The organism is Streptomyces sp. NPDC006463, from assembly GCF_042870715.1.
In the GTDB taxonomy this organism is placed as follows: domain Bacteria; phylum Actinomycetota; class Actinomycetes; order Streptomycetales; family Streptomycetaceae; genus Streptomyces.
The window spans coordinates 600,799-620,689 of the sequence record NZ_JBIAHP010000001.1 but is presented as its reverse complement, the minus strand read 5'-3'; the positions used below and the strand labels follow the sequence as shown (position 1 = coordinate 620,689).

Annotated in this window: 21 protein-coding genes; 13 read left to right on the top strand and 8 right to left on the bottom strand. The window is 73.0% G+C overall.

Features of this window, described 5'->3' with window-relative positions; all coding sequences use genetic code 11:
- The first annotated feature begins 54 nt into the window (after nucleotides 1-54).
- Together ACFYOB_RS03010 and ACFYOB_RS03005 are read left to right on the top strand one after the other, a co-directional pair.
- Nucleotides 55-819: a PIG-L deacetylase family protein gene (locus ACFYOB_RS03010; protein WP_388553601.1), complete on the top strand. Its 765-nt coding sequence runs from the start codon at nucleotides 55-57 to the stop codon at nucleotides 817-819.
- 55 nt (nucleotides 820-874) lie between these two features.
- The gene (locus ACFYOB_RS03005) at nucleotides 875-1,708 is read left to right on the top strand and encodes an enoyl-CoA hydratase/isomerase family protein (RefSeq protein ID WP_388553599.1); all 834 of its coding nucleotides are present in this window, start codon (nucleotides 875-877) and stop codon (nucleotides 1,706-1,708) included.
- On the opposite strand, the gene ACFYOB_RS03000 is transcribed toward ACFYOB_RS03005, so the two are convergent.
- Both ACFYOB_RS03000 and ACFYOB_RS02995 read right to left on the bottom strand, forming a co-directional pair.
- Nucleotides 1,705-2,610 carry an SDR family oxidoreductase gene (locus tag ACFYOB_RS03000; RefSeq protein ID WP_388553597.1) on the bottom strand — a complete coding sequence of 302 codons (906 nt, stop codon included), beginning with the start codon at nucleotides 2,608-2,610 and terminating at the stop codon, nucleotides 1,705-1,707. The two genes, ACFYOB_RS03005 and ACFYOB_RS03000, sit on opposite strands and share 4 nt — an antisense overlap.
- Before the next feature lie 50 nt (nucleotides 2,611-2,660).
- Nucleotides 2,661-3,785, bottom strand: a complete 1,125-nt coding sequence (locus ACFYOB_RS02995; protein ID WP_388553595.1) for a hypothetical protein — start codon at nucleotides 3,783-3,785, stop codon at nucleotides 2,661-2,663.
- A gap of 314 nt (nucleotides 3,786-4,099) precedes the next feature.
- Here ACFYOB_RS02995 and ACFYOB_RS02990 point away from each other — a divergent pair, with 314 nt between their 5' ends.
- From ACFYOB_RS02990 to ACFYOB_RS02980, 3 genes are read left to right on the top strand one after another with little or no spacing between them, the layout of a single operon-like run.
- On the top strand, nucleotides 4,100-5,074 hold the full coding sequence (locus tag ACFYOB_RS02990; protein ID WP_388553592.1) for an NADPH:quinone oxidoreductase family protein: 975 nt from the start codon (nucleotides 4,100-4,102) through the stop codon (nucleotides 5,072-5,074).
- Nucleotides 5,071-6,270, top strand: a complete 1,200-nt coding sequence (locus ACFYOB_RS02985) for an acyl-CoA dehydrogenase family protein (RefSeq protein ID WP_388553589.1) — start codon at nucleotides 5,071-5,073, stop codon at nucleotides 6,268-6,270. The genes ACFYOB_RS02990 and ACFYOB_RS02985 overlap by 4 nt, the downstream gene beginning before the upstream one ends.
- Complete coding sequence (locus tag ACFYOB_RS02980) at nucleotides 6,267-7,373, top strand: acyl-CoA dehydrogenase family protein (RefSeq protein WP_388553586.1); 1,107 nt, start codon at nucleotides 6,267-6,269, stop codon at nucleotides 7,371-7,373. The genes ACFYOB_RS02985 and ACFYOB_RS02980 overlap by 4 nt, the downstream gene beginning before the upstream one ends.
- On the opposite strand, the gene ACFYOB_RS02975 is transcribed toward ACFYOB_RS02980, so the two are convergent.
- Together ACFYOB_RS02975 and ACFYOB_RS02970 are read right to left on the bottom strand one after the other, a co-directional pair.
- Nucleotides 7,370-8,419, bottom strand: a complete 1,050-nt coding sequence (locus ACFYOB_RS02975) for a hypothetical protein (RefSeq protein WP_388553584.1) — start codon at nucleotides 8,417-8,419, stop codon at nucleotides 7,370-7,372. The two genes, ACFYOB_RS02980 and ACFYOB_RS02975, sit on opposite strands and share 4 nt — an antisense overlap.
- A complete protein-coding gene (locus ACFYOB_RS02970) occupies nucleotides 8,416-8,979 on the bottom strand; it encodes an RNA polymerase sigma factor (RefSeq protein WP_388553581.1) in 564 nt (187 codons plus the stop codon). The genes ACFYOB_RS02975 and ACFYOB_RS02970 overlap by 4 nt, the downstream gene beginning before the upstream one ends.
- A 145-nt stretch (nucleotides 8,980-9,124) precedes the next feature.
- Here ACFYOB_RS02970 and ACFYOB_RS02965 point away from each other — a divergent pair, with 145 nt between their 5' ends.
- The 3 genes from ACFYOB_RS02965 to ACFYOB_RS02955 all read left to right on the top strand — a co-directional run bounded on the left by ACFYOB_RS02965 (nucleotide 9,125) and on the right by ACFYOB_RS02955 (nucleotide 10,951).
- Nucleotides 9,125-9,637: a GNAT family N-acetyltransferase gene (locus ACFYOB_RS02965; protein WP_388553578.1), complete on the top strand. Its 513-nt coding sequence runs from the start codon at nucleotides 9,125-9,127 to the stop codon at nucleotides 9,635-9,637.
- 77 nt (nucleotides 9,638-9,714) lie between these two features.
- Nucleotides 9,715-10,077: a tyrosinase family oxidase copper chaperone gene (locus tag ACFYOB_RS02960; protein ID WP_388553575.1), complete on the top strand. Its 363-nt coding sequence runs from the start codon at nucleotides 9,715-9,717 to the stop codon at nucleotides 10,075-10,077.
- A 16-nt stretch (nucleotides 10,078-10,093) separates the two neighbouring features.
- Entirely contained in the window at nucleotides 10,094-10,951 is an 858-nt protein-coding gene (locus ACFYOB_RS02955; RefSeq protein WP_388553572.1) for a tyrosinase family protein, read from the top strand.
- Between the two features lie 68 nt (nucleotides 10,952-11,019).
- Here the strand turns inward: ACFYOB_RS02955 and ACFYOB_RS02950 are convergent, their stop codons facing one another.
- Both ACFYOB_RS02950 and ACFYOB_RS02945 read right to left on the bottom strand, forming a co-directional pair.
- Complete coding sequence (locus ACFYOB_RS02950; RefSeq protein ID WP_388553569.1) at nucleotides 11,020-11,304, bottom strand: chaplin; 285 nt, start codon at nucleotides 11,302-11,304, stop codon at nucleotides 11,020-11,022.
- Between the two features lie 94 nt (nucleotides 11,305-11,398).
- Complete coding sequence (locus ACFYOB_RS02945; protein ID WP_388553566.1) at nucleotides 11,399-11,725, bottom strand: hypothetical protein; 327 nt, start codon at nucleotides 11,723-11,725, stop codon at nucleotides 11,399-11,401.
- Between the two features lie 98 nt (nucleotides 11,726-11,823).
- Here ACFYOB_RS02945 and ACFYOB_RS02940 point away from each other — a divergent pair, with 98 nt between their 5' ends.
- Nucleotides 11,824-13,305, top strand: coding sequence for a carboxylesterase/lipase family protein (locus ACFYOB_RS02940; RefSeq protein WP_388553562.1), 1,482 nt, complete (start codon nucleotides 11,824-11,826; stop codon nucleotides 13,303-13,305).
- On the opposite strand, the gene ACFYOB_RS02935 is transcribed toward ACFYOB_RS02940, so the two are convergent.
- A complete protein-coding gene (locus tag ACFYOB_RS02935; RefSeq protein WP_388553559.1) occupies nucleotides 13,283-14,575 on the bottom strand; it encodes an alpha/beta hydrolase-fold protein in 1,293 nt (430 codons plus the stop codon). The genes ACFYOB_RS02940 and ACFYOB_RS02935 overlap by 23 nt on opposite strands.
- Before the next feature lie 272 nt (nucleotides 14,576-14,847).
- On the opposite strand from ACFYOB_RS02935, the gene ACFYOB_RS02930 reads away from it, so the two are divergent.
- Genes ACFYOB_RS02930 through ACFYOB_RS02920 form a run of 3 tightly spaced genes read left to right on the top strand, consistent with a single transcriptional unit; the run spans nucleotide 14,848 to nucleotide 18,098 of the window.
- Entirely contained in the window at nucleotides 14,848-15,729 is an 882-nt protein-coding gene (locus ACFYOB_RS02930) for an alkaline phosphatase family protein (RefSeq protein WP_388553557.1), read from the top strand.
- Between the two features lie 2 nt (nucleotides 15,730-15,731).
- Nucleotides 15,732-17,033 carry an MFS transporter gene (locus ACFYOB_RS02925; protein WP_388553555.1) on the top strand — a complete coding sequence of 434 codons (1,302 nt, stop codon included), beginning with the start codon at nucleotides 15,732-15,734 and terminating at the stop codon, nucleotides 17,031-17,033.
- 36 nt (nucleotides 17,034-17,069) lie between these two features.
- Nucleotides 17,070-18,098, top strand: a complete 1,029-nt coding sequence (locus ACFYOB_RS02920) for a TolB family protein (RefSeq protein ID WP_388553553.1) — start codon at nucleotides 17,070-17,072, stop codon at nucleotides 18,096-18,098.
- A 31-nt stretch (nucleotides 18,099-18,129) separates the two neighbouring features.
- Here the strand turns inward: ACFYOB_RS02920 and ACFYOB_RS02915 are convergent, their stop codons facing one another.
- The gene (locus ACFYOB_RS02915) at nucleotides 18,130-18,816 is read right to left on the bottom strand and encodes a GNAT family N-acetyltransferase (protein ID WP_388553551.1); all 687 of its coding nucleotides are present in this window, start codon (nucleotides 18,814-18,816) and stop codon (nucleotides 18,130-18,132) included.
- A 140-nt stretch (nucleotides 18,817-18,956) separates the two neighbouring features.
- Here ACFYOB_RS02915 and ACFYOB_RS02910 point away from each other — a divergent pair, with 140 nt between their 5' ends.
- Nucleotides 18,957-19,757: an alpha/beta fold hydrolase gene (locus ACFYOB_RS02910; protein ID WP_388553549.1), complete on the top strand. Its 801-nt coding sequence runs from the start codon at nucleotides 18,957-18,959 to the stop codon at nucleotides 19,755-19,757.
- The last annotated feature ends 134 nt before the right edge of the window (nucleotides 19,758-19,891 follow it).

The following is a 19,891-nucleotide window of genomic DNA, read 5'->3' as shown; positions in this document are numbered from 1 at the left end:
GTCCGGCACGGCAACCACCGGTCAGGGTAGGCCCATTCGCCTATTGTGCGAGTCATGACCGAACACCATGATCAGCCCGCCCCCCTGCAGCCCATGCCCACCGACTGGCAGCGAGCCCTCGCCGTCGTCGCGCACCCGGACGACCTGGAGTACGGCTGCGCCGCCGCGATCGCGGACTGGACCGACGGCGGCCGCGAGGTCGTCTACCTCCTCGCCACGCGCGGCGAGGCGGGCATCGACACCATCGCCCCCGCCGACTGCGCGCCGCTGCGAGAGGCGGAGCAGCGGGCGAGCGCGGCCGTCGTCGGAGTGTCCGAGGTGGAGTTCCTCGACTACCGCGACGGCGTCGTCGAGTACGGGCTCGACCTGCGCCGGGACATCGCGGCGGCCATCCGGCGGCACCGCCCCGAGCTGGTCGTCACCCTGAACCACCGGGACACGTGGGGCAGCGCGGAGGGCGGCGGCTACTGGAACACCCCCGACCACAAGGCCGTCGGCCGGGCCGTCCTGGACGCGGCCGCGGACGCCGGCAACCGGTGGATCTTCCCCGAGCTCCTCGACGAGCAGGGCCTGGAGCCGTGGGGCGGGGTGCGCTGGGTCGCGGTGGCCGGAACCAGCACGCCGACCCACGCGGCCGACGCCGGCCCGGGACTGGAGCGTTCGATCAAGTCCCTGCTGGAGCACAAGGCGTACATCGAGGTGCTGACGGACCAGGACCCCGAGGAGTACGTGCGTACCTTCCTCACCGACAACGTCCAGCGGGCGGCTGCCCGGTTCGGCGGCCGTCCGGCGGTCCCGTTCGAGGTCTTCCCCCGCTGACCGGGACCCCCTTAAGCTGACGCTTCGTCAGGAATTAGCGGGGGGTGCAGGGCAGGTGATCGACACCGTCGCAACGGACATCGCGGAGGGTGAGGAGCGGATCCGGCTGGAGACGGCGGACGGGATCGCGGTCCTCACCCTGTGCCGGCCGGACAGGCTCAACGGCTGGAGCTGGGAGTCCACCCGCCAGCTGGGCCTGCTGGCGGACCGCGTCCGCTTCGACCACTCGGTGCGTGCGGTACTGCTGCGCGCCGAGGGCCGGGCCTTCTGCGCGGGCATCGACGTGACCGCCCCCGGCGGCGCGATCACGGGCGGGTCCGCCGCGGAGCGGACCCGAAACTACTACGAGGGCATCCGCTGGGTCCACGAGCGGTTCGCGGTCCTCTCCCGCCTCCCACAGCCGGTGGTGGCCGCCGTACAGGGCTACTGCCTCGGCTTCGGCTTCGAGCTGGCGCTGATGGCGGACATCCGGGTGGCGGCCGAGGACGCCGTCTTCGCCCTGCCGGAGGCGCAGCTGGGGGTGGCGGTGGACGCGGGAGGCGACTTGCGCATCGCCCGCGAGGCCGGCGCGGGCTGGGCGAAGTACCTGGCCCTGACCGGCCGGCGGATCGACGCGGCGACGGCGGAGCGCCTGAACCTGGTCCAACTGGTCGTCCCGGCCGAGGAACTGGATCCCGCCACGCGCACCCTGACGGCGGAGATCGCCGCGAACGCCCCGCTCGCGGTCCAGGGCATCAAACGCGCGGTCGACGCCTACGCGGACGCGGCCCTGCCCGCGGCCCTCGACCGCGTCGCGATGACGGCCGCCCTCACCCTCACCTCGGACGACTGCCGCGAGGGCTACGGGGCCAAGGCGGCCCGCCGCCCACCGCACTTCACCGGAGGCTAGGACCCGCCGCCGAACGGCCCGCGCCCCAGCTGCTCCCGCACCGGTACGACCTCGGGATTGACCAGCGCCCGGCGCTGCCAGTTCGCGCCGTCGACCACCAGCGTGTGGCCGGTGACGAACCGGGCGTACGGCGAGGCCAGGAAGGTCGCCGCCCAGCCCAGTTCGCGCGGTGCGCCCACCCGCAGGGCGGGCTGGCGCCCGTCCCCGGCGCCGGGCGCGGCTCGCTCCAGGCCGTCCCGGATGTCCCCGGTCATGTCGGCGTGCGGGAACAGCCCCGGGACGAGCCCGTTGATCTGGATGCCGTACGGGCCCCACTCGACGGCGAGGGTCTCCACCAGGTTCTTCACACCGGCCTTGGCGGCCGCACTGTGGGCGAATCCCGGCCCGCCCGTCCAGGCGTACGAGGCGCCGATGTTCACGATCGATCCGGGAGTGCCCGCCGCCAGGTGGCGGCGGCCGAACTCGCGCGTCATGAACCAGGTGCCGGTCAGCGTGATGTCCACCACCGCCCGCCAGGCGTTCGGGGACAGGTCCTCGGCCGGCGAGGGGAAGTTGGCGGCCGCGTTGTTGACCAGGACGTCCGGCAGCCCGAGCTCGGCCTGCGACGCGTCGAACACCTCCGCGACCCGCTCGGGGTCCCGGATGTCGCAGACGGCCGTCCTCACCCGGCCCGCGCCGGGTACGGCCGCCAGCTCTTCCCGCGCCGCCTCGAGCTGCTCGGCGCGGCGGCTCGCGATCACCAGATCGGCACCGAGCCGCGCGAACTCGGCTGCGATGGCCTTGCCCAGCCCGGTGCCGCCGCCGGTCACGAGGACCACCTGTCCCGCGTACGTACCGGGAGGCAGGGCGGCGGCGCCGAGCGGCGGTGGCGCGGGCAGGCCGCGCCGGGTCTCGTCCGTCATGGGGCATCGATAGCGCGCGGGCGCTCAGATCACCATGCCCGTGACAGTGCCTACCGCTGCGGCAGGTACGCCTGCTTGGTGGCACAGGTCCAGATCACCGGCTTCAGCTCGCCCTTGGCGTTGACGGCGGCTCCGCCGACCCGGCCGTCGTCGGCGACCGACTCGGCCGCGCTGGCCTGGTTCGCGGCGAGCCGCGGCAGGGCGAGTACCGGACCCGTGCCCGGCCAGAGCTGCGCCTGGTCGGGCAGGGTCTGCTCCTCGGGGTGGAACTTGGCGGTGCCGACGGTGACCTCGGTCGTGGGGCTGATCGCCTCGAACGTGCCGTACGGGTGGGTGTTCAGCACTCCGGGGGAGGTTCCGGCAGCGGTGTACGGCGGCGTCCAGGTCCACGGCTTGTACTGGTACCCGGGCCCGTACCAGTCGTATCCGACGACGTGGCCGCTCTCGTCGAGGTCCTGGACGTAGCTCTCCTGGCCGCTGGGGGCGAGGTACCTGGCGGGTCCGCCGTCACCCGGCCAGATCACCGGGTGGGACCCCGACAGGTGGCCGCCGGTCGCGGGGTCCTCGTAGTCCTGCTTGGCCAGGCCGAGGATGTCGCCCTTGTTGTTGACGGCGGTGACCAGCTCGACGGAGGTTCCCGGTCCGGCCTCCGCCGGCAGGGGCAGCTCGCGGACCTTCTGGCCGTCCTTCCAGACGATGCCGACGCCCGCCCGGTTGCGCGAGACCACGTAACCGGCGTCGTTGACGTCGGCTTCTCCGTACGCGTAGTCGCTCCCGGGCAGCGGGGTGATCGCCGTGGCCCCCGCCCGGTAGGTGAACACGTAGCCTTCGGCGCCGTGGATACGGCCGACCATCAGGCCGCTCTTGTTCACGGCGAGCAGCTCGCCGTGCAGGCCGGCCGCGGGCAGCGGAACCTTGTGGAGCGTGGTGCCGGTCCAGTACACGGGCTGCGCGCCGGAGACGCCGACCGACAGCTTGCCCGCGCCGAGGGCGAGGACGCCCTGGTTCTGCGGGTTGCCCGGGTTGTAGACGTCCTCCCCGAGGGAGCCCAGTACCTGGATCCTGGGAGTGCAGGCGGTGGCGGCCGCGGCCGGGCCGGCGGCGGTGACGATGCCTGCCAGGACGATCGCGGCGGCGGCGGCCGAGGCGCCTCGCCTCATGGGTGCGCTGTTCATTGCTCGAATCCCCCTGTGTGTGCGGTGGCGCAAACGCGCGCCCGCAGCCGTGCCGGCCCGGGCTCGCAAGGTCCCCTGTTGCGTCATATGCCGTGACAGCAGCCTGTTGATGTTATCCCCGGTGCGCCTGGATGTTCCTGTTCACCCGTGGTTCGCGTGTCCGATTTCCCGGAATGCCCGCCCGGTCACGGGGGCCGTCCGGTCCCGCACGCGCCGGCCCCGGATCCTGGCCGGTCCGAGGGTTCCCAACGGGGCAAGCGACCGCTTAGTATGCGCGCGGAGCGTGATCCCTCGACGGCGGCTGGAGGCCCCGGATGCAGGCATGGCGAGTACATACACCCGGCGAACCCCGTGAGGCCATGTGCCTCGAAGAGGTTCCCGAACCGGTCCCCGGCGAGGGCGAGGTGAAGCTCCGGGTGCTCGCCGCCAACGTCAACTTCCCCGACGCGCTGCTCGTCCGCGGGCAGTACCAGATCCGCCCTCCCCTGCCGTTCACCCCCGGCGTGGAGATCTGCGGCGAGACCGAGGACGGCCGCCGCGTCATCGCAAACCCGAGCCTGCCGCACGGCGGCTTCGCCGAGTACGTCACCGCGCCCGCGCGCGCCCTGCTCCCCGCCCCGGACACCCTCGACGACGCCGAGGCGGCCGCCCTGCACATCGGCTACCAGACCGGCTGGTTCGGCCTGCACCGCCGCGCCCGCCTCCAGGCCGGAGAGACCCTCCTCGTGCACGCCGCCGCCGGCGGGGTCGGCAGCGCCGCCGTCCAGCTCGGCAAGGCCGCGGGGGCCACCGTCATCGGGGTCGTCGGAGGCAAGGCCAAAGCGCGCACCGCCGAGGAGCTCGGCTGCGACCTGGTCATCGACCGCACGGCCGAGGACCTCGTCTCCCGGGTCAAGGAGTTCACCGGCGGGCGCGGCGCCGACGTCGTCTACGACCCCGTCGGCGGCGACTCCTACACCGCCTCCGCCAAATGCGTGGCCTTCGAGGGCCGGATCGTCGTCGTCGGATTCGCGAGCGGCACCATCCCCGCCCCCGCGCTCAACCACGCGCTGGTGAAGAACTACGCCATCCTCGGCCTGCACTGGGGGCTGTACGCCACCAAGGACCCCGCCGCCATCCTCGCCTGCCACGCCGAACTCACCCGGCTCGCCGCCGAGGGCGCCGTGAAACCGCTGGTCAGCGAACGGGTCCCGCTCGCACAGGCCGCCGACGCCGTGCAGCGCCTCGCCGACGGGAGCACCACCGGCCGCCTGGTCGTCGTACCGGCCCCGGACGGAGGTTCCCGATGACCGGCACGACCGCCACCGCGGACGAACTGCGCGTCCGGGTCCAGGGCCTGCTCGCCGCGCATCCGCCCGCGACCACCCCGCGCACCGAATTCCTGCGCGCCCGCTTCGACGCCGGACTCGCCTGGGTCCACTACCCCGAGGGCCTGGGCGGCCTCGGCGCGCCCCGCTCCCTGCAGACCGTCGTCGACGCCGAGCTGGAGGCCGCCGGAGCCCCCGACAACGACCCGCGCCGGATCGGCATCGGCCTCGGCATGGCCGCGCCGACGATCCTCGCGTACGGCACCGAGGAGCAGAAGCACCGCTTCCTGCGCCCCCTGTGGGCCGGCGAGGAGGTCTGGTGCCAGCTCTTCAGCGAACCCGGCGCGGGCTCCGACCTCGCCGCGCTCGGCACCCGCGCCGTCCTCGACGAGGACACCGGCGAGTGGGTGGTCGACGGTCAGAAGGTGTGGACCTCCAGCGCCCACACCGCCCGCTGGGCCATCCTGATCGCCCGCACCGACCCGGCGCTGCCCAAGCACCAGGGCATCACCTACTTCCTCTGCGACATGCACGCCCCCGGTGTCGAGGTCCGGCCGCTGCGCCAGATCACCGGCGAGGCCGAGTTCAACGAGGTCTTCCTCACGGGAGTCCGGATCCCCGACGGCCACCGCCTCGGGGCCGTCGGCGAGGGCTGGGCGGTCGCCCGCACCACGCTGATGAACGAGCGCGTCTCCATCGGCGGCATGCGCCTCCCGCGCGAGGGCGGCATGATCGCAACCGTGGCCGCCGCCTGGCGCGAACGCCCCGAGCTGCGCACCCACGCCCTCCACCAGCGGCTGCTGGAGCTGTGGGTCGAGGCGGAGGTCGCCCGACTCACCGGCGAACGGCTGCGCCAGCAGCTCGCCGTCGGCCAGCCCGGTCCCGAGGGATCCGGGATGAAGCTCACCTTCGCCCGCCTCAACCAGGAGATCAGCGGACTGGAGGTCGAACTCCTCGCCGAAGAGGGCCTGTCGTACGAGGACTGGACCATGCGCCGCCCCGAACTGGTCGACTTCACCGGCCGCGACGCCGGCTACCGCTACCTGCGCGCCAAGGGCAACAGCATCGAGGGCGGCACCAGCGAAATCCTCCTGAACATCGTCGCCGAACGCGTGCTCGGCCTGCCCCCCGAGCCGCGCGACGACAAGGACCTGGCCTGGAAGGACCTCGCTCGATGACTGCACCGATGGGTCTCCTCTACTCCGAGACCGAGGAAGAACTCCGCGCCGCCGTACGGTCGCTGCTCGCCGCCCGCTGCGACCCGAAGAGGGTCCTCGCCCGGATCGAGACCGACCGGCCCCACGACCCCGAGCTGTGGCAGACCCTCGCCTCCGGGATCGGCGCGGCCGGGCTCCTCGTACCCGAGAAGCTCGGCGGCCAGGGTGCGAGCCACCGCGAGGCGGCCGTGGTCCTGGAGGAGCTGGGCCGGGCCGTGGCTCCGCTCCCGTACCTGACGAGCGCGGTGCTCGCGACGGAGATCCTGCTCGGCTGCGACTCCGCGGACGTCGCCCCGCTGCTGCGGGAGCTGGCCTCCGGGCGGCAGGTCTGCGTACCCGCCGTGCCGCTGACCCTCGCCCCCGGCGGCCCCCTGCCGGCCGCCGTCCGGGACGTCGGCGACGGGACCCTCACCGGTACCGTCACCTCCGTCGCGGACGCCGTGGCGGCCGACGTGCTGCTGGTCCTCGCCGACACCGGGCTGTACGCCGTCCCGGCCGCCTCGGCGGTGCTGACCCCGCAGGTCCCGCTGGACCTGACGCGCCCGCTGGCCACCGTCACCCTCGACGCGGCGGCCGGCACCCGGCTCGCCGACCCCGCCACGGCCCGGGCGGCCGTCGCCGGAGCCCTGCTCTCCGGGGCCGGGCTGCTCGCCTCCGAGCAGCTGGGGATCGCCGAGTGGTGCCTGACCGAGACCGTCGGACACGCCAGGGTCCGCCACCAGTTCAACCGTCCCGTCGGCTCCTTCCAGGCCCTCAAACACCGTCTCGCGCGGCTCTGGCTCGACGTCGCCTCGGCCCGCGCGGCGGCCAGGGCCGCGGCCGACGCCCTCGCCACCGCGTCCCCCGACGCGCCCCTCACGGTCGCCGTCGCCCAGGCCTACTGCGCGGGCGTGGCCGTCCGGGCCGCCGAGGAGTGCGTCCAGCTCCACGGCGGCATCGGCATGACCTGGGAACACCCGGCCCACCTCTACCTCAAGCGGGCCAAGGCCGACTCGCTCGCGCTCGGTACGGCGGGCCACCACCGCGGCCTGGTCGCGGACTTCGCGGAACTCCCGGCGCCTTAGGGGGCGTCCGGGGTACTCGGGCCGGCCGGGTGGGTCGCGCGGGTACCCGCCCCCATCTCCCGGTACGCCGGGATGCTCCGCATGGGGCCGGCCGACAGGATCGTCTCGCGCCGGGCGAGCTTTCCGTCGTGCCGGCCGCCGAGGTAGTGGGTGGTCGTCTCCAGCAGCCCGCCCTTCTTGGGGTCGATCACCAACCGGATCCTTGAGTTCCGGGTGTCCACCTCGACGGCGGTCCCGGCCCGGCCCGTGCTGTCCGTCGCCGGTCCGACCAGCCGCAACCCCGGCATGTCCGCGAGGACCTCGTACACCGCGGCCCGCTGCCGTGGTTCGAGGGGCGCGTACGAGAGCAGGTTGCCCATGCTGAACACGTAGTCCGCGCCCGGTTCGGCCTGGCTGCTGGACCAGGGGCCTCCGGGGAAGAACTCCTCCAGGACCACCTTCAGCGCCGTGGAGTCCGACGGAAGCCGTTTCACCTCTTCCCAGCTGAGGCCGGCACCCCCGGCGCGGGCGACGGACATCATCCACTGGTACTGCTTCGCGGGGGTCTTGACGATCTCCCCGTCGACTCCGTCCTGGAAGAACAGGGAGTCGGGCCCCACCCACGTGCTGGAGTCGCTGACCGTCGGCGTCTCGGAGTATCCGAGCTGGGGGATATCAGGATGTCCCCATACGGTCCGCACGGCGTGGGTCCGCCAGTACGGCGCGTCCGTGGCGGCACCCTTGGCCTCCGTCGCGGCGACCTGCCGCAGGAAGTCGGCGGCGGTGGCGGTGGCCGCAGGCGGGGAACCCCGCAGGCTGCTGACCGGGTAGACGCTCACGCCCGCCGCGATCGCGGCTATCGCCGCGGCCGAGACCAGAAGCCTGCGGGTGCGCAGCCGGCGCGGCGCCGCGCCGGGCACGGGTCCGCCCTTCTCGGAGGCGGCGGCCGCCCGCACGGCCAGCAGGGCGGCCTCCACGATCGCGGGGCCCGGCGCGACCACCTCGCCGGCCGCGCGCAGCCGGTCGGCGTCGGGGAAGTCCAGGAAGTCCGTCGTACGGTCGGTCATGCCATCTCTCCAGACAGCTGAAGGGGCTTCGGGGAATCGAGGGCGGCCCTCAGGCGGCCGCGGGCGCGGTGGAGCCGCGAACGGGCCGTTCCGGCCGGGATGCCGACCACGTCCGCCGCCTCTGTGGGCGTCAGCTGCTCCCACGCGACGAGCAGCAGCAGATCGCGCTCCACCGCCGGGAGTCCGGCGAGCGTCTCGCGCAGTTGCGGTGCCAGGGCCGCGGCGTCCAGCCGCTGGTCCACCGCGTGCCAGGGATCGCTGCTGTCCGGCTCGTGCCGCTGCGCGTCGGGCCGGTCCTGCGCGAGACGCCGCCAGTGGCCCGACAGGACGTTCCGTGCCACGCCGAACAGCCAGGCCCTGGCCGTACCGCGGCCGGCGTCGAATCCGCCGCGCCCGGCGAAGGCCTGCAGCCACACCTCGGCGAGCAGGTCGTCCGCCGCGTCCGGCGCTCTGCGCGCCAGGTAGCCGTGCAGGCTCGCCGACTGCCGTACGACCAGGGTCTCGAAGGCCTCCGGCTCCCGGGCCGATCTGGTCAGCAGTTCCTCTTCGTCCGCGTTCACACGCGCTCCCCTCCCCGGCCACGTGTCGTAGCGGCCTCACCCTGTACTTGTCGCCGCGCGCGCGAGCGTTCGCGTCCCCGTCCGCCACCTCGGCCGGCCTGCCCCGCCTGCGGCGCGCCGCCGCCTGATCCCTATGCTCGGCCGCATGACGGCCGCCATCACCCCGCTCACAGCCGCGCAACTGCGCGCCCACCGCGACGAACTCGCCGCCCTGCTCCTCGACGTGGTCGCCGACGGCTCCTCGCTCGGCTTCCTCGCCGGCCTCGACCACGCGGGCGCCGCCGCCTGGTGGGACTCGCTGCTGCCCGTCGTAGAGGAGGGCTCCCTGGCCCTGTGGGTCTCCCGCACCGGCGGCGACGGCCGCATCGACGGCACCGTCAGCTGGTACCGGGAGTCCAAGCCCAACGGCCGCCACCGTGCCGAGCTGCGCAAACTCATGGTCCACCCGGCCGCCCGCGGCCGCGGCACCGCCCGCGCCCTGCTCGCCGAGGCCGAGGCGGCCGCAGCCCGCGCCGGCGTGGTGCTGCTGTTCCTGGACACCGAGACGGGCAGCGGCGCAGAGAACGTCTACAGGCGAGCGGGCTGGACGGAGGTCGGCACCATCCCCGACTACGCCACTGACCCGGCCGGCCGCCTGCACCCCACCACGCTCTTCTAGAGGCACCCTCAAGGGTGACCTCGCCCGCCGCGCGACGTTAGACCCGTAGTCGCCGGCCACCTAGCGAGGGAGACCGAATGTCCGCAGCACCCGCCGCCCTTCCCACCCGCCGCGCGTTGCTCCGTACGGCCTTCACAGCGGCCGTGCTCGCCGGTACGGCCGCGGCCCTGGCTCCCGTGGTGCGCGCCCGCCGCCCCCGGCAGACCCTGACGCCGGCCCCGCTCGCGGAGGAGACGTACCGGGGCCGGCACATCGCCGTCGACCGGGCGGGGGTCCGCATCGACGGGCGCCCGCTGCACGTCATGCGGCGGGCCGACGGCAGTTACCTCAGCGGGGTCAACCACTTCGAGTCCTTCGGGACGCCGCTGGAACTGGCCCGCGCGGCCGTCGACGAACTGGGTACGGCCCAGCTGGCGGCGGCCGCCCCGCACCACGGCTGACGGGAGGAGCCCCGCGTTGTACACCCGGCAGAACCAGAAGAACCTGACCAGCGCCCAGAAGAAGCGGTTCACGGCAGCCGTGCTGGAGCTCAAGCGCAACGGCGTCTACGACGCCTTCGTGCGCACCCATGACAAGTACTTCGTGCCCGACCGCGACCGCAAGCTTCGCGTCGGGCACATGTCCCCGTCCTTCTTCCCGTGGCACCGGCGCTACCTGCTGGAGTTCGAGAAGCAGCTGCGGGAGGTCGACCCGGGTGTGTCCATCCCGTACTGGGACTGGACCACCGACACGAGCCCGGTCTCCTCCCTGTGGGCCGACGATTTCCTCGGCGGCACCGGCCGGATGAGCGACCGCAAGGTGATGACCGGACCGTTCGCCTACGACAAGGGCAACTGGAGCGTGACGGTGGGCATCACGGAGTCCGCCTTCCTCACCCGCAACCTCGGCCGGCCGCAGAACCCGATCGCCCTGCCCACCCCTGCCGAACTCCAGTGGGCGATCGACGACCCGGTCTACGACGTCTCGCCCTGGAACTCCACCGTCGAGGGCTTCCGCAACAAGCTGGAGGGCTGGGCCGCCCCCAAGAGCGAGCGATGGCGCAACCACAACAAGGTCCACCAGTGGATCGGAGGCCACATGACGGGCGGCACGGCGCCCAACGACCCGGCCTTCTGGCTGCACCACGCCTTCGTGGACCTGATCTGGGACCGCTGGCAGCAGAAGCACCCGAGTTCCGGCTACCTGCCCGCCGTACCGCCCGCCCACGGAGACCTCCAGCGCGGCCGGGTGATCGCCCTCGACGAGCCGATGCCGCCGTGGAACATCACCCCCCGCGAGATGCTGGGCCACCAAGGCCTCTACCGCTACGAATGACAAGGGAAAGGGCCCCCGCCCACAGGCGGGGGCCCTTCGGCCGATCACACGATCAGGCGATCCGGGGATCAGTGACCGTAGTCGCCGCCCTCGGTGTGGTGCTTGTCGTGGCCCGACGCGTTGACGCAGGTGTTGCCGAACGCCGGGTTCAGCAGGGCGATCACGTTGACGGTGTTGCCGCAGACGTTGACCGGGACGTGCACCGGAACCTGGAGCAGGTTGCCCGACAGGACACCGGGGGAGCCGACCGCCGCACCGTGCGCTCCGGCATCGGCGACGGCCAGACCCGCACCGGTGGCCAGGGCGCTACCGGCGACAGCGGTGATGGCGAATGCCTTCGCGATACGCGACATCAAGATCTCCTCGTGAGATATGGGCGCCGCAGAGTCTGCGGCATTTGACATGGCATACAACGCCGCGACGGCCGAGGGGTCACGGCCGCTGCGCCTACCTGGTGATCGAGAAACGCGCGGAGGCGAAATACTGCCGCACCTGGGTGACCGTGCCGGGCAGCAGGACCGCGACCGCCGGGCCCTTGCACCCGGGCTCGCGGTAGAGGGTCACCGTCCGTCGGGTCCCGTTGGTGACCGCCCGGGCGCCGCCGCCCTCCGCCTCGACGCAGCCCTCGGGGGCGCCGAGCCCGTGGACCCGGTCGTCCTGGCCGACGTACTGGAAATCCGGTCCGCCGGCCGCGTGGGCCGGGGCGCCCACGGTGAGCGTGGCGGCCGCCAGCAGCAGGGCGGGCATGGTGTGGTGGATACGCAGGGATCGCATGTCCGTTCAACCGGGTCGGCCGCGGGCACGGTCACGCCTTGTCACCCGCTGGACGGCTGTGCGACCGTGCGCCCGAGTACCGGACCCAGGAGGACGAGATGAGCGCAGCGGGCGGCGGCAGCGGTACGGGCGGCCGGCCCCGGGCCAGGACCGCGTACGGCGTGGTCGAGGGCCGGACCGGGCCGGGCGGGACCGCCGTCTTCCGGGGCATCCCCTACGCCGCCCCTCCCGTCGGCGCCCTGCGCTTCGCGGCGCCCGCGCCCCCGGAGGCATGGGACGGCGTCCGCGACGCCGGCGCGTTCGGGCCCACCGCGCCCAAGGTGCCCTACCCGCCGAAGTTCGCGGCCCTGCTGCCCGACCCGGAGATCGCCGGGGACGACTGCCTGAACGTCAACGTGTGGACCCCCGACCCGGCTCCCGGGGCCGGGCTGCCCGTCATGGTGTGGGTCCACGGCGGGGCGCTCACCCGGGGCTCCTCGGCCGTCCCCGTCTACGACGGCTCCGCCTTCGCCCGCGACGGGGTCGTGCTCGTCTCCTTCAACTACCGCCTCGGCGTCCTCGGCTACGGGCTCTTCCCCGACGCGCCCGCCAACCGGGGCCTGCTGGACCAGATCGCCGCGCTGGAGTGGGTCCGGGACAACATCGGGGCCTTCGGCGGCGATCCCTCCCGCGTCACCGTGTTCGGCGAGTCCGCGGGAGCCATCAGCATCGGCTCCCTGCTCGCCGCCCCCCGGGCCGCCGGGCTCTTCGGCCGGGCGGTCCTGCAGAGCGGGGCCCCCGAGGCGCTGTCCCGCGACCGGGTGCGGGCCATGGTCCGGCGGATGGCCTCGCTGCTGAAGACGGCCGCCACCGCCGAGGCCTTCGGCGCCACCCCCCTGCCCACCCTGCTGGCCGCCCAGGGGGCCGTCCTGCGCAGATCGAGCCCCCTGGCCGGCGGCCCCGCCTTCGGCCTGGTCACCGACCCGGACACGCTCCCGGGCGACCCGCTCGACGCCGCGTGCCGGTCCGGCGTAACGCTGCTGATGGGGTGGACCACCGAGGAGTACCGGCTCTGGCTCGCCCCGACCGGCGGGATGCGGCTGCTGGACCGGCTGGGCCCGCTCGCGGTGGAGCTGGCCCGGTTCCGCAGCGGCAAGGACCGGGCCGCCGTAAGTACGCTGCGCGCCGCCCTGCCCGGTGCCGGACCCGCCGATCTCGCGGGCCAGTTGCTCACCGAGCGGTTGCTGCGCGACCCGCTGCGCAGGCTCGCCGGGACGCGACGGACGGCGCCGAGCTTCTTGTACGAGTTCGCCTGGCCCTCGGGCGTCCCGGGCCTCGGTGCCTGCCACGCCCTGGAGCTGGGCTTCGTGTTCGACACGCTCGACGTGTCGGAGGCGTCCTGGCTGGCCGGGCCCGACACCCCGCAGGCCCTGGCCGACGAGATGCACGCGGCCTGGGTGAGCTTCGCGGTGCACGGGGAACCGGGCTGGGCACCCTGGGACGGCAACGGCCCGCCGAGGGTGTTCGGCGGGCCGTTGCCCGGGCAGTCCGAGCTCAAGGAAGCGGAGGTGTCGCCCGTTACTCGACAGGTCCTTCCATGACCTTGCTGATGAACTGGATCGGCCCCTCACCCATGTTCGGGACATAGGTCTTGGCGTTGTGCTGGCCGCCCTTGATGACCCTCAGCTCGGTGTGGACGGGCCCCTTGTTCCCGAAGGTGGCGATGAACTTCTGCACGTCCGGCAGGGTCTTCTTGTTGTTCTCGCTGTCTCCGACCTGGAAGGCGAGGTAGACGTCCGGCCCCTTGCGGTCGATGAGCTGCTTCGCCAGGATCTCGGGGTTGTTCTCTGCCTTCTCCTTGTCGTGGCCCTTCCACAGCGAGGAGTCCGGGACGATGTCGGGGCCGGAGGCGATCACGGCCTTGAACTTGTCCGGGTGCTTCAGGACGGCCTTCAGACCGGCGAAGCCGCCGGTCGAGGAGCCCATGAAGGCCCATCCGTCACGGGACTTGACCGTGCGGAAGTTCGCCTTCATCAGGTCGGGGACGTCCTCGGTCAGCCAGGTGCCCATCTTGGGCTGGTCGGGGATGTCGGAGCCGTCCCAGTAGATGCCCTTGTCGTCCGGCGCCGGGTTGAGCACGGGCATGGCCAGGATGAAGGGCTTGCTCTTCCCCTCGGTGTACCACTTGGCGATGCTGGTCTGGAGGCCCAGGTCGGTGCCCATCCAGTAGTTGCTCGGGTATCCGGCGCCGCCCGGCAGGGCGATCATGACCGGGAAGCCGCTCTTGGCGAACTTCGGGTCGTTGTACTCCTTGGGGGCCCAGACCCATACCTTGCCCTTGAAGCCGGACTTCTTGCCGTCCAGCGTCGTGACGGCGACGTGGGTCCCGTCGGGCAGGGTCATCGAGTTCTTGAACTCGGCCTGGGGTCCGGTGGGCATGAGCATCTTGGAGTTCGCCGGCTGTTGCGCGGCGTCCTTCTTCTTGCCGTCACCGCCGCCGGGCGTCTGCCCGAAGGACACCGCGGAGCCCTTGTCGGTGAACGGGGGTATCTCGAAGTGGTACATCACGCCCGCCGCTATGCCCGCGAGCGCGAGAACGGATATGCCCGCGATCACCCAGCGCCGTGCCCGGGACCCCCGCCGGGGCTCGTACGGCGGCTCCTGCCCGTAGGGCTCCTGCGGCTCGAACGGCTCCTGCCCGTACGGCTGCTGGGGCCGGCCGTAGGGCTGCCCGCCACGGGGCTCCTGCGGTTCGTGCGACTGCTGTCCGTACGGCCGCCGTCCGTACTGGTCGCCGTAGGGCTGCTGCGGGTTCTGCCCTTCCGGCCGGTACGGCGGCTGGTACTGCTGCCCTTCGGGTGCGTACGACATGTGCGGTGGCTCTCCGGCTGGTGCTGCCCCGAGGGGCGGTGGTCTGGCGGCTTGGTTCTTCCGTTCGAAAGATGAACGAAAGCATGCCAGGGTTCCGGATTTTTCCTTCTCTTGGGGTGCTCTAGGGAAGGCCCTTGCCCGACGCCGGAACGGCCCGCCGAGTTCCGGTTCTGTTCGCCGAACGTCCCTGGCCCATGCACATGCCCCTGGATATGGTGCCTGCGCGCCGCCCCCAGAACCCCCACACCTGCCCGGAGGTACTCGTGTTTGGCATGACCCCGCCAAAGTCCCGTCGTGGGACCGCCCTCGCCACCGCATTCGGCATCACCGCCGCAGCCGCGGCCCTGTGGGCGGGCATCGGCGCCGCCCAGCCCGCGCACGCGGCCGCGCTGCCCGCCCCCGACCACGTCGTCGTCGTGGTCTTCGAGAACCACGCCTACAGCCAGGTCATCGGCAGCTCCAGCGCCCCGTACATCAACTCCCTGAAGGCCGGGGGTGCCAACCTCACCCAGTCCTACGGCATCACCCACCCGAGCCAGCCCAACTACCTGCAGCTGTTCTCGGGCTCGAACCAGGGCGTCACCGGCGACAGCTGCTACACCCCCGGCTTCAGCTCCGCGCCCAACCTCGCCTCCGAGCTGATAGCGGCGGGCAAGAGCTGGGCCAGCTACAACGAGACCCTCCCCAGCCAGGGCTCCACCACCTGCTCCAGCGGCAATTACGCCCGCAAGCACAACCCCTGGTTCGCCTTCTCCAACGTGCCCACCAGCACCGCGAAGACGATGACCCAGTTCCCGACGGACTTCACCACCCTGCCCAAGGTGTCCTTCGTCGTCCCGAACCTGTGCAACGACATGCACGACTGCTCCGTCGGCACCGGCGACACCTGGCTCAAGAACAACCTCAAGGCGTACGCGGACTGGGCCAAGACCCACAACAGCCTCCTCGTCGTCACCTTCGACGAGGACAACCGGCTCGCCGGGAACAAGATCCCGACCGTGCTCTACGGCCAGCCCGTGACCCCGGGCAGCACGTCGGGCACCACCTACAACCACTACGACATGCTGCGCACCCTGGAGGGCCTGGCCGGCCTGACCACCCACGCCGGGAACGCGGCCGGCGCCAAGGACATCACGGGGATCTGGGCTTCCTGACCATGTACGTTGCGGACAGTCGCGGCACCCCCGCGCCCGCCGTGACCCCCGAGCCGCAGGCCGTCGCCCCGGGCACCAGCCCGGGGCGGCGCGCCGCGCTCGCGCCCACGGTGCTCGCCCTCGGCACGGTCAGCCTGATCACCGACATCTCCTCCGAGATGGTCGCCGCCGTGCTCCCGCTCTACCTCGTCGCCGGACTCGGGCTCTCCCCGCTCGGATTCGGCCTGCTCGACGGCCTCTACAACGGGGTCGGCGCGCTGGTCCGGCTCGCCGGCGGCCACCTCGGCGACCGCTTCGGCCGCCACAAGGCCCTCGCCGGAATCGGCTACGCCCTCTCCGCCCTGTGCAAGCCGCTGCTGCTGCTCGCGCACACCCTGCCCGCCATCGGGGCCGTCCTCGCCCTCGACCGCACCGGCAAGGGACTGCGCACCGCGCCGCGCGACGCGCTGATCTCCCTCGCCGCCGCCCCCGAGCACCGCGGCCGCGCCTTCGGCGTGCACCGGGCGATGGACACCGCAGGCGCCCTGATCGGCCCGGTCCTCGCATTCCTCATCCTGCGCGGGGCCGCCGACGGCTATGACGCCGTCTTCACCGTCAGCGCCTGCGTCGCCGCCCTCGGGGTCCTCGTCCTCGTGCTCTTCGTCCCCGGCCGCCCCGCCCGGGCCCGGCCCGCCGCGGGCGCCGAAGGCACCGGCGGCGCCGCCGACGCCGGCACCGACGACCGCGTCTCGCTCAGCGCCTCGCTCGGGCTGCTGCGCGGCCGCGACCTGCGCCGGACCGGCCTCTGCGCGCTGCTGCTCGGCCTGTGCACGGTCAGCGACGGCTTCGTCTTCCTGCTGCTCCAGCGCGCCACCGGGATCGCCGACCGCTGGTTCGCCCTGCTGCCGCTGGGCACCGCCGCCGCCTTCTTCCTCCTCGCCCTGCCACTCGGGCGGCTCGCCGACCGGATCGGCCGACGGCGCGTCTTCCTCGGCGGCCACCTCGCGCTGCTGCTCGCGTACGGGCTGCTCCTCACCGGCGGCCACCTCTGGCTGCCCTACGCGGTGCTCGTGCTGCACGGTGGTTTCTACGCCGCCACCGACGGGGTGCTGATGGCCGCGGCCGCCGCGGCCGTGCCCGAGGAGCACCGCGGTGGCGGCCTCGCCCTCGTCCAGACCGGCCAGGCCCTAGCCCGCTTCGCCGCCGCCCTCGGCTTCGGCGCCGCCTGGACCTTCTGGGGTCCGCGCCCCGCGCTCGCCGTCGCCGCCCTCCTGCTCGCCGCCGCCGTCGGCGTGTGCGTCCGGCTGCGCCCCGCCGCCGACTGATCCCCACCGTGTGAGAGATACGAGAGAAAGGCCCCCATGACCCTCCAGCGCCGGATCCTGATCCTCGCAGCCTTCGTCGTCCTGCTCGCCGCCGTGGCCGTGCAGTCTTATCTGCGGGCCTCCTCCCGGGCCGACGAGAAGAACCAGCCGCAGGCGGGCGGCCCGCAGATCACCCGGGGCGCCGTCTCCCTGGCCCCGGCCGGGGGAGGCCCGCGGATCGTGTTCCGGAACATGGCCTGGGGCCCGCACCGCGACGAACTCGCCACCGTCCCGGCCGCCGCGCCCGAGGGGGCCCGTACCGCGTCCGGCGTGAGCTGCCTGCGCTTCCACGCCGCCGCCGGCACCGGAATCTGCCTCCAGGCCGACAAGAGCGGGGTCCAGGAGGGCTACCGGGCCGTCGTCCTCGACTCGGGCCTGAAGGAGGTCTCCGCGCACGCCCTGGCCGGCATCCCCACCCGCGCCCGGGTCTCGCCCGGCGGCCACCTCGCCGCCTGGACGGTCTTCGTCGGCGGTGACAGCTACGCCGGTACGAACTTCTCCACGCGGACCTCGGTGCTCGACCTGCGTACCGGCAGGCTCGACGCGTCGCTGGAGGACTTCACGATCCTCAAGGACGGCAAGCCCTACCGCAGCGCCGACGTGAACTTCTGGGGGGTCACCTTCGCCGCCGACGAGCGGACCTTCTACGCGACCCTGGCCACGGGAGGCCGCACCCACCTGGTCCGCGGGGACCTGGCCGGGCGGACCGTGACCACGCTGCGCGAGAACGTCGAGTGTCCGTCCCTGTCGCCCGACGGGACCCGGGTGGTGTTCAAGAAGCGGGTGCCGGACCTGCCGGCCGAGGCGCCGTGGCGGCTTTACGCGCTGGACCTGGCCTCCGGGGCGGAAACCCCCCTCGCGGAGGAGCGCAGCGTGGACGACCAGGTGGTGTGGACGGACGACCGGACCGTCGTCTATTCCTTGCCGGGCGACTTCGGCGCCGACCTGTACTCCGTACCTGCCGACGGGAGCGGAGCCCCCGCCCGGCTCATGGCGTCGGCCCTCGCCCCGGCCCTCCTCGGATGAGGAAGGCCGGGGGGAGGGCGTCGAAGGACCGTTACGCGGGGATCAGCGTCTTGCGGCGCCTCTTGCGCTGCGCGCCGGCCGACAGCCTCAGCTCGATGATCGACCGCACGGCCGGCCACTCCTCGTCGAGGATCGAGTAGAAGGCAGTACTGCGGACCGCACCGTCGAGCCCCCGCGAATGGGCCCGGCGGACCCCCTCGCAGGTGAAGCCGAGACGTTCCATCGCGGCCCGCGAGCGTCCGTTGCGGGCGTCCGCGCGCAGCGAGATGCGCCGGACGCCCCAGGTCTCGAAGGCGTGGCGGAGCAGCAGCAGCTTCGCCTCGGTGTTGATGCCGGTTCCCTGGGCGCTCGGGGACAGCCAGGTATTGCCGATCTCGGCGGCATCGGGGATCGCGGTGGCCGGATCGCCGAACGGGACGCCGGGCACGGCGGGCCACACGAGGGGCCCCTGCCAGTAGTCGAGTTCCAGGAACCGGGTCGAACCGACGACCCGCCCGTCGGTGGCTCTGACCACCGCGAACGGGACCGATCGACCCGCCGCCTGATCGGCGAGGGCACGGTCGATGTACTCGTGGGACGCCTGCACGCCGTGGGGTACGGGAGTGAAGGCGTAAGTCGTACGATCCTCGGCCCCGGCCAGGGCCAGAGCCTCGGTGTGGTGGGGGGCGAGGGGCTCGAGCCGCACGGAGCGGCCGGCGAGGAGTACGGGTACGGGCACGGAGCCTTCGGTCCTTCTGGGCGGTGGGGTGGTTGCACAGTCTGCGTCCCTGACGTCGCCCCCCGTGCAAAACACGGGTGAAAGGCAACGGGCTGTCAGGTGAACGCGAGTGGCTCAATGTAGCTCCTTAAAGTGCTCTCATGAACCCCCAATTTGGCAATGGCGCGAACCTCTTTTTCGACGACTTGGGTCCCCGCACCGGAACGCCCGTAATCCTGATCCACGGACATCCGTTCAACCGCACGATGTGGGCCCCCCAGACGGCCGCCCTGACGGCCGCCGGGTACCGCGTGATCGCCCCTGACCTGCGGGGATACGGGGAAAGCCCGGCGCGGGCCGGTAAGGCCCTGCTCGCTGATCTCGCCGACGACATCGCCGATCTTCTCGCCCGACTGGAAATCGAACAAGCGGTCGTCGGCGGTGTGTCCATGGGCGGGCAGATCGCCATGGAGATGCGACTGCGCCACCCGGGTGTGGTACGGGCCCTCGTACTCTCCGACACCACCCCCCTGCCGGAGACGGAGGAGGGCGCGAAGCACCGCCGCGAGCTCGCCGACAGGCTGCTCGCCGAAGGCATGGGGCCGTACGCCGAAGAGGTCATCGACAAGATGCTGGCGCCCTACAACGTGACCGGCATGCCCGAGGCAGCCGAGCGGGTGAGCGCCATGATGCGCGCCACCGACCCCGAGGGCGCGGCCGCCGCCCTGCGCGGCCGGGCCGAGCGGCCCGACTACCGGCCCGTCCTCGCCGGGGCCGCGGAGCCCTGCCTCGTGGTCGTCGGCGCGGACGACGTCTACACCCCGGTGGCGCAGGCCGAGGCGCTGCACGCGATGATGCCGCACTCGGTGCTCGCCGTCATCGAGCGGGCCGGGCACCTGCCCGGTGTGGAACAGCCCGAGGCCTTCAACCGGGCGCTCCTGGAGTTCCTCGCCGGGCTCTGACCCGCGGGGGCCGTCGTACAGTCGGGGGGGGGGGGCCCCCGCGGGGGGGGGGGGCCCCGGGGGGGGCGGGGGGGGGCGGGGGGGGCCCCCCCCGCCCCCCCCCCCGCCCGGGGGGGGCGTGCTGGGGGGGCACG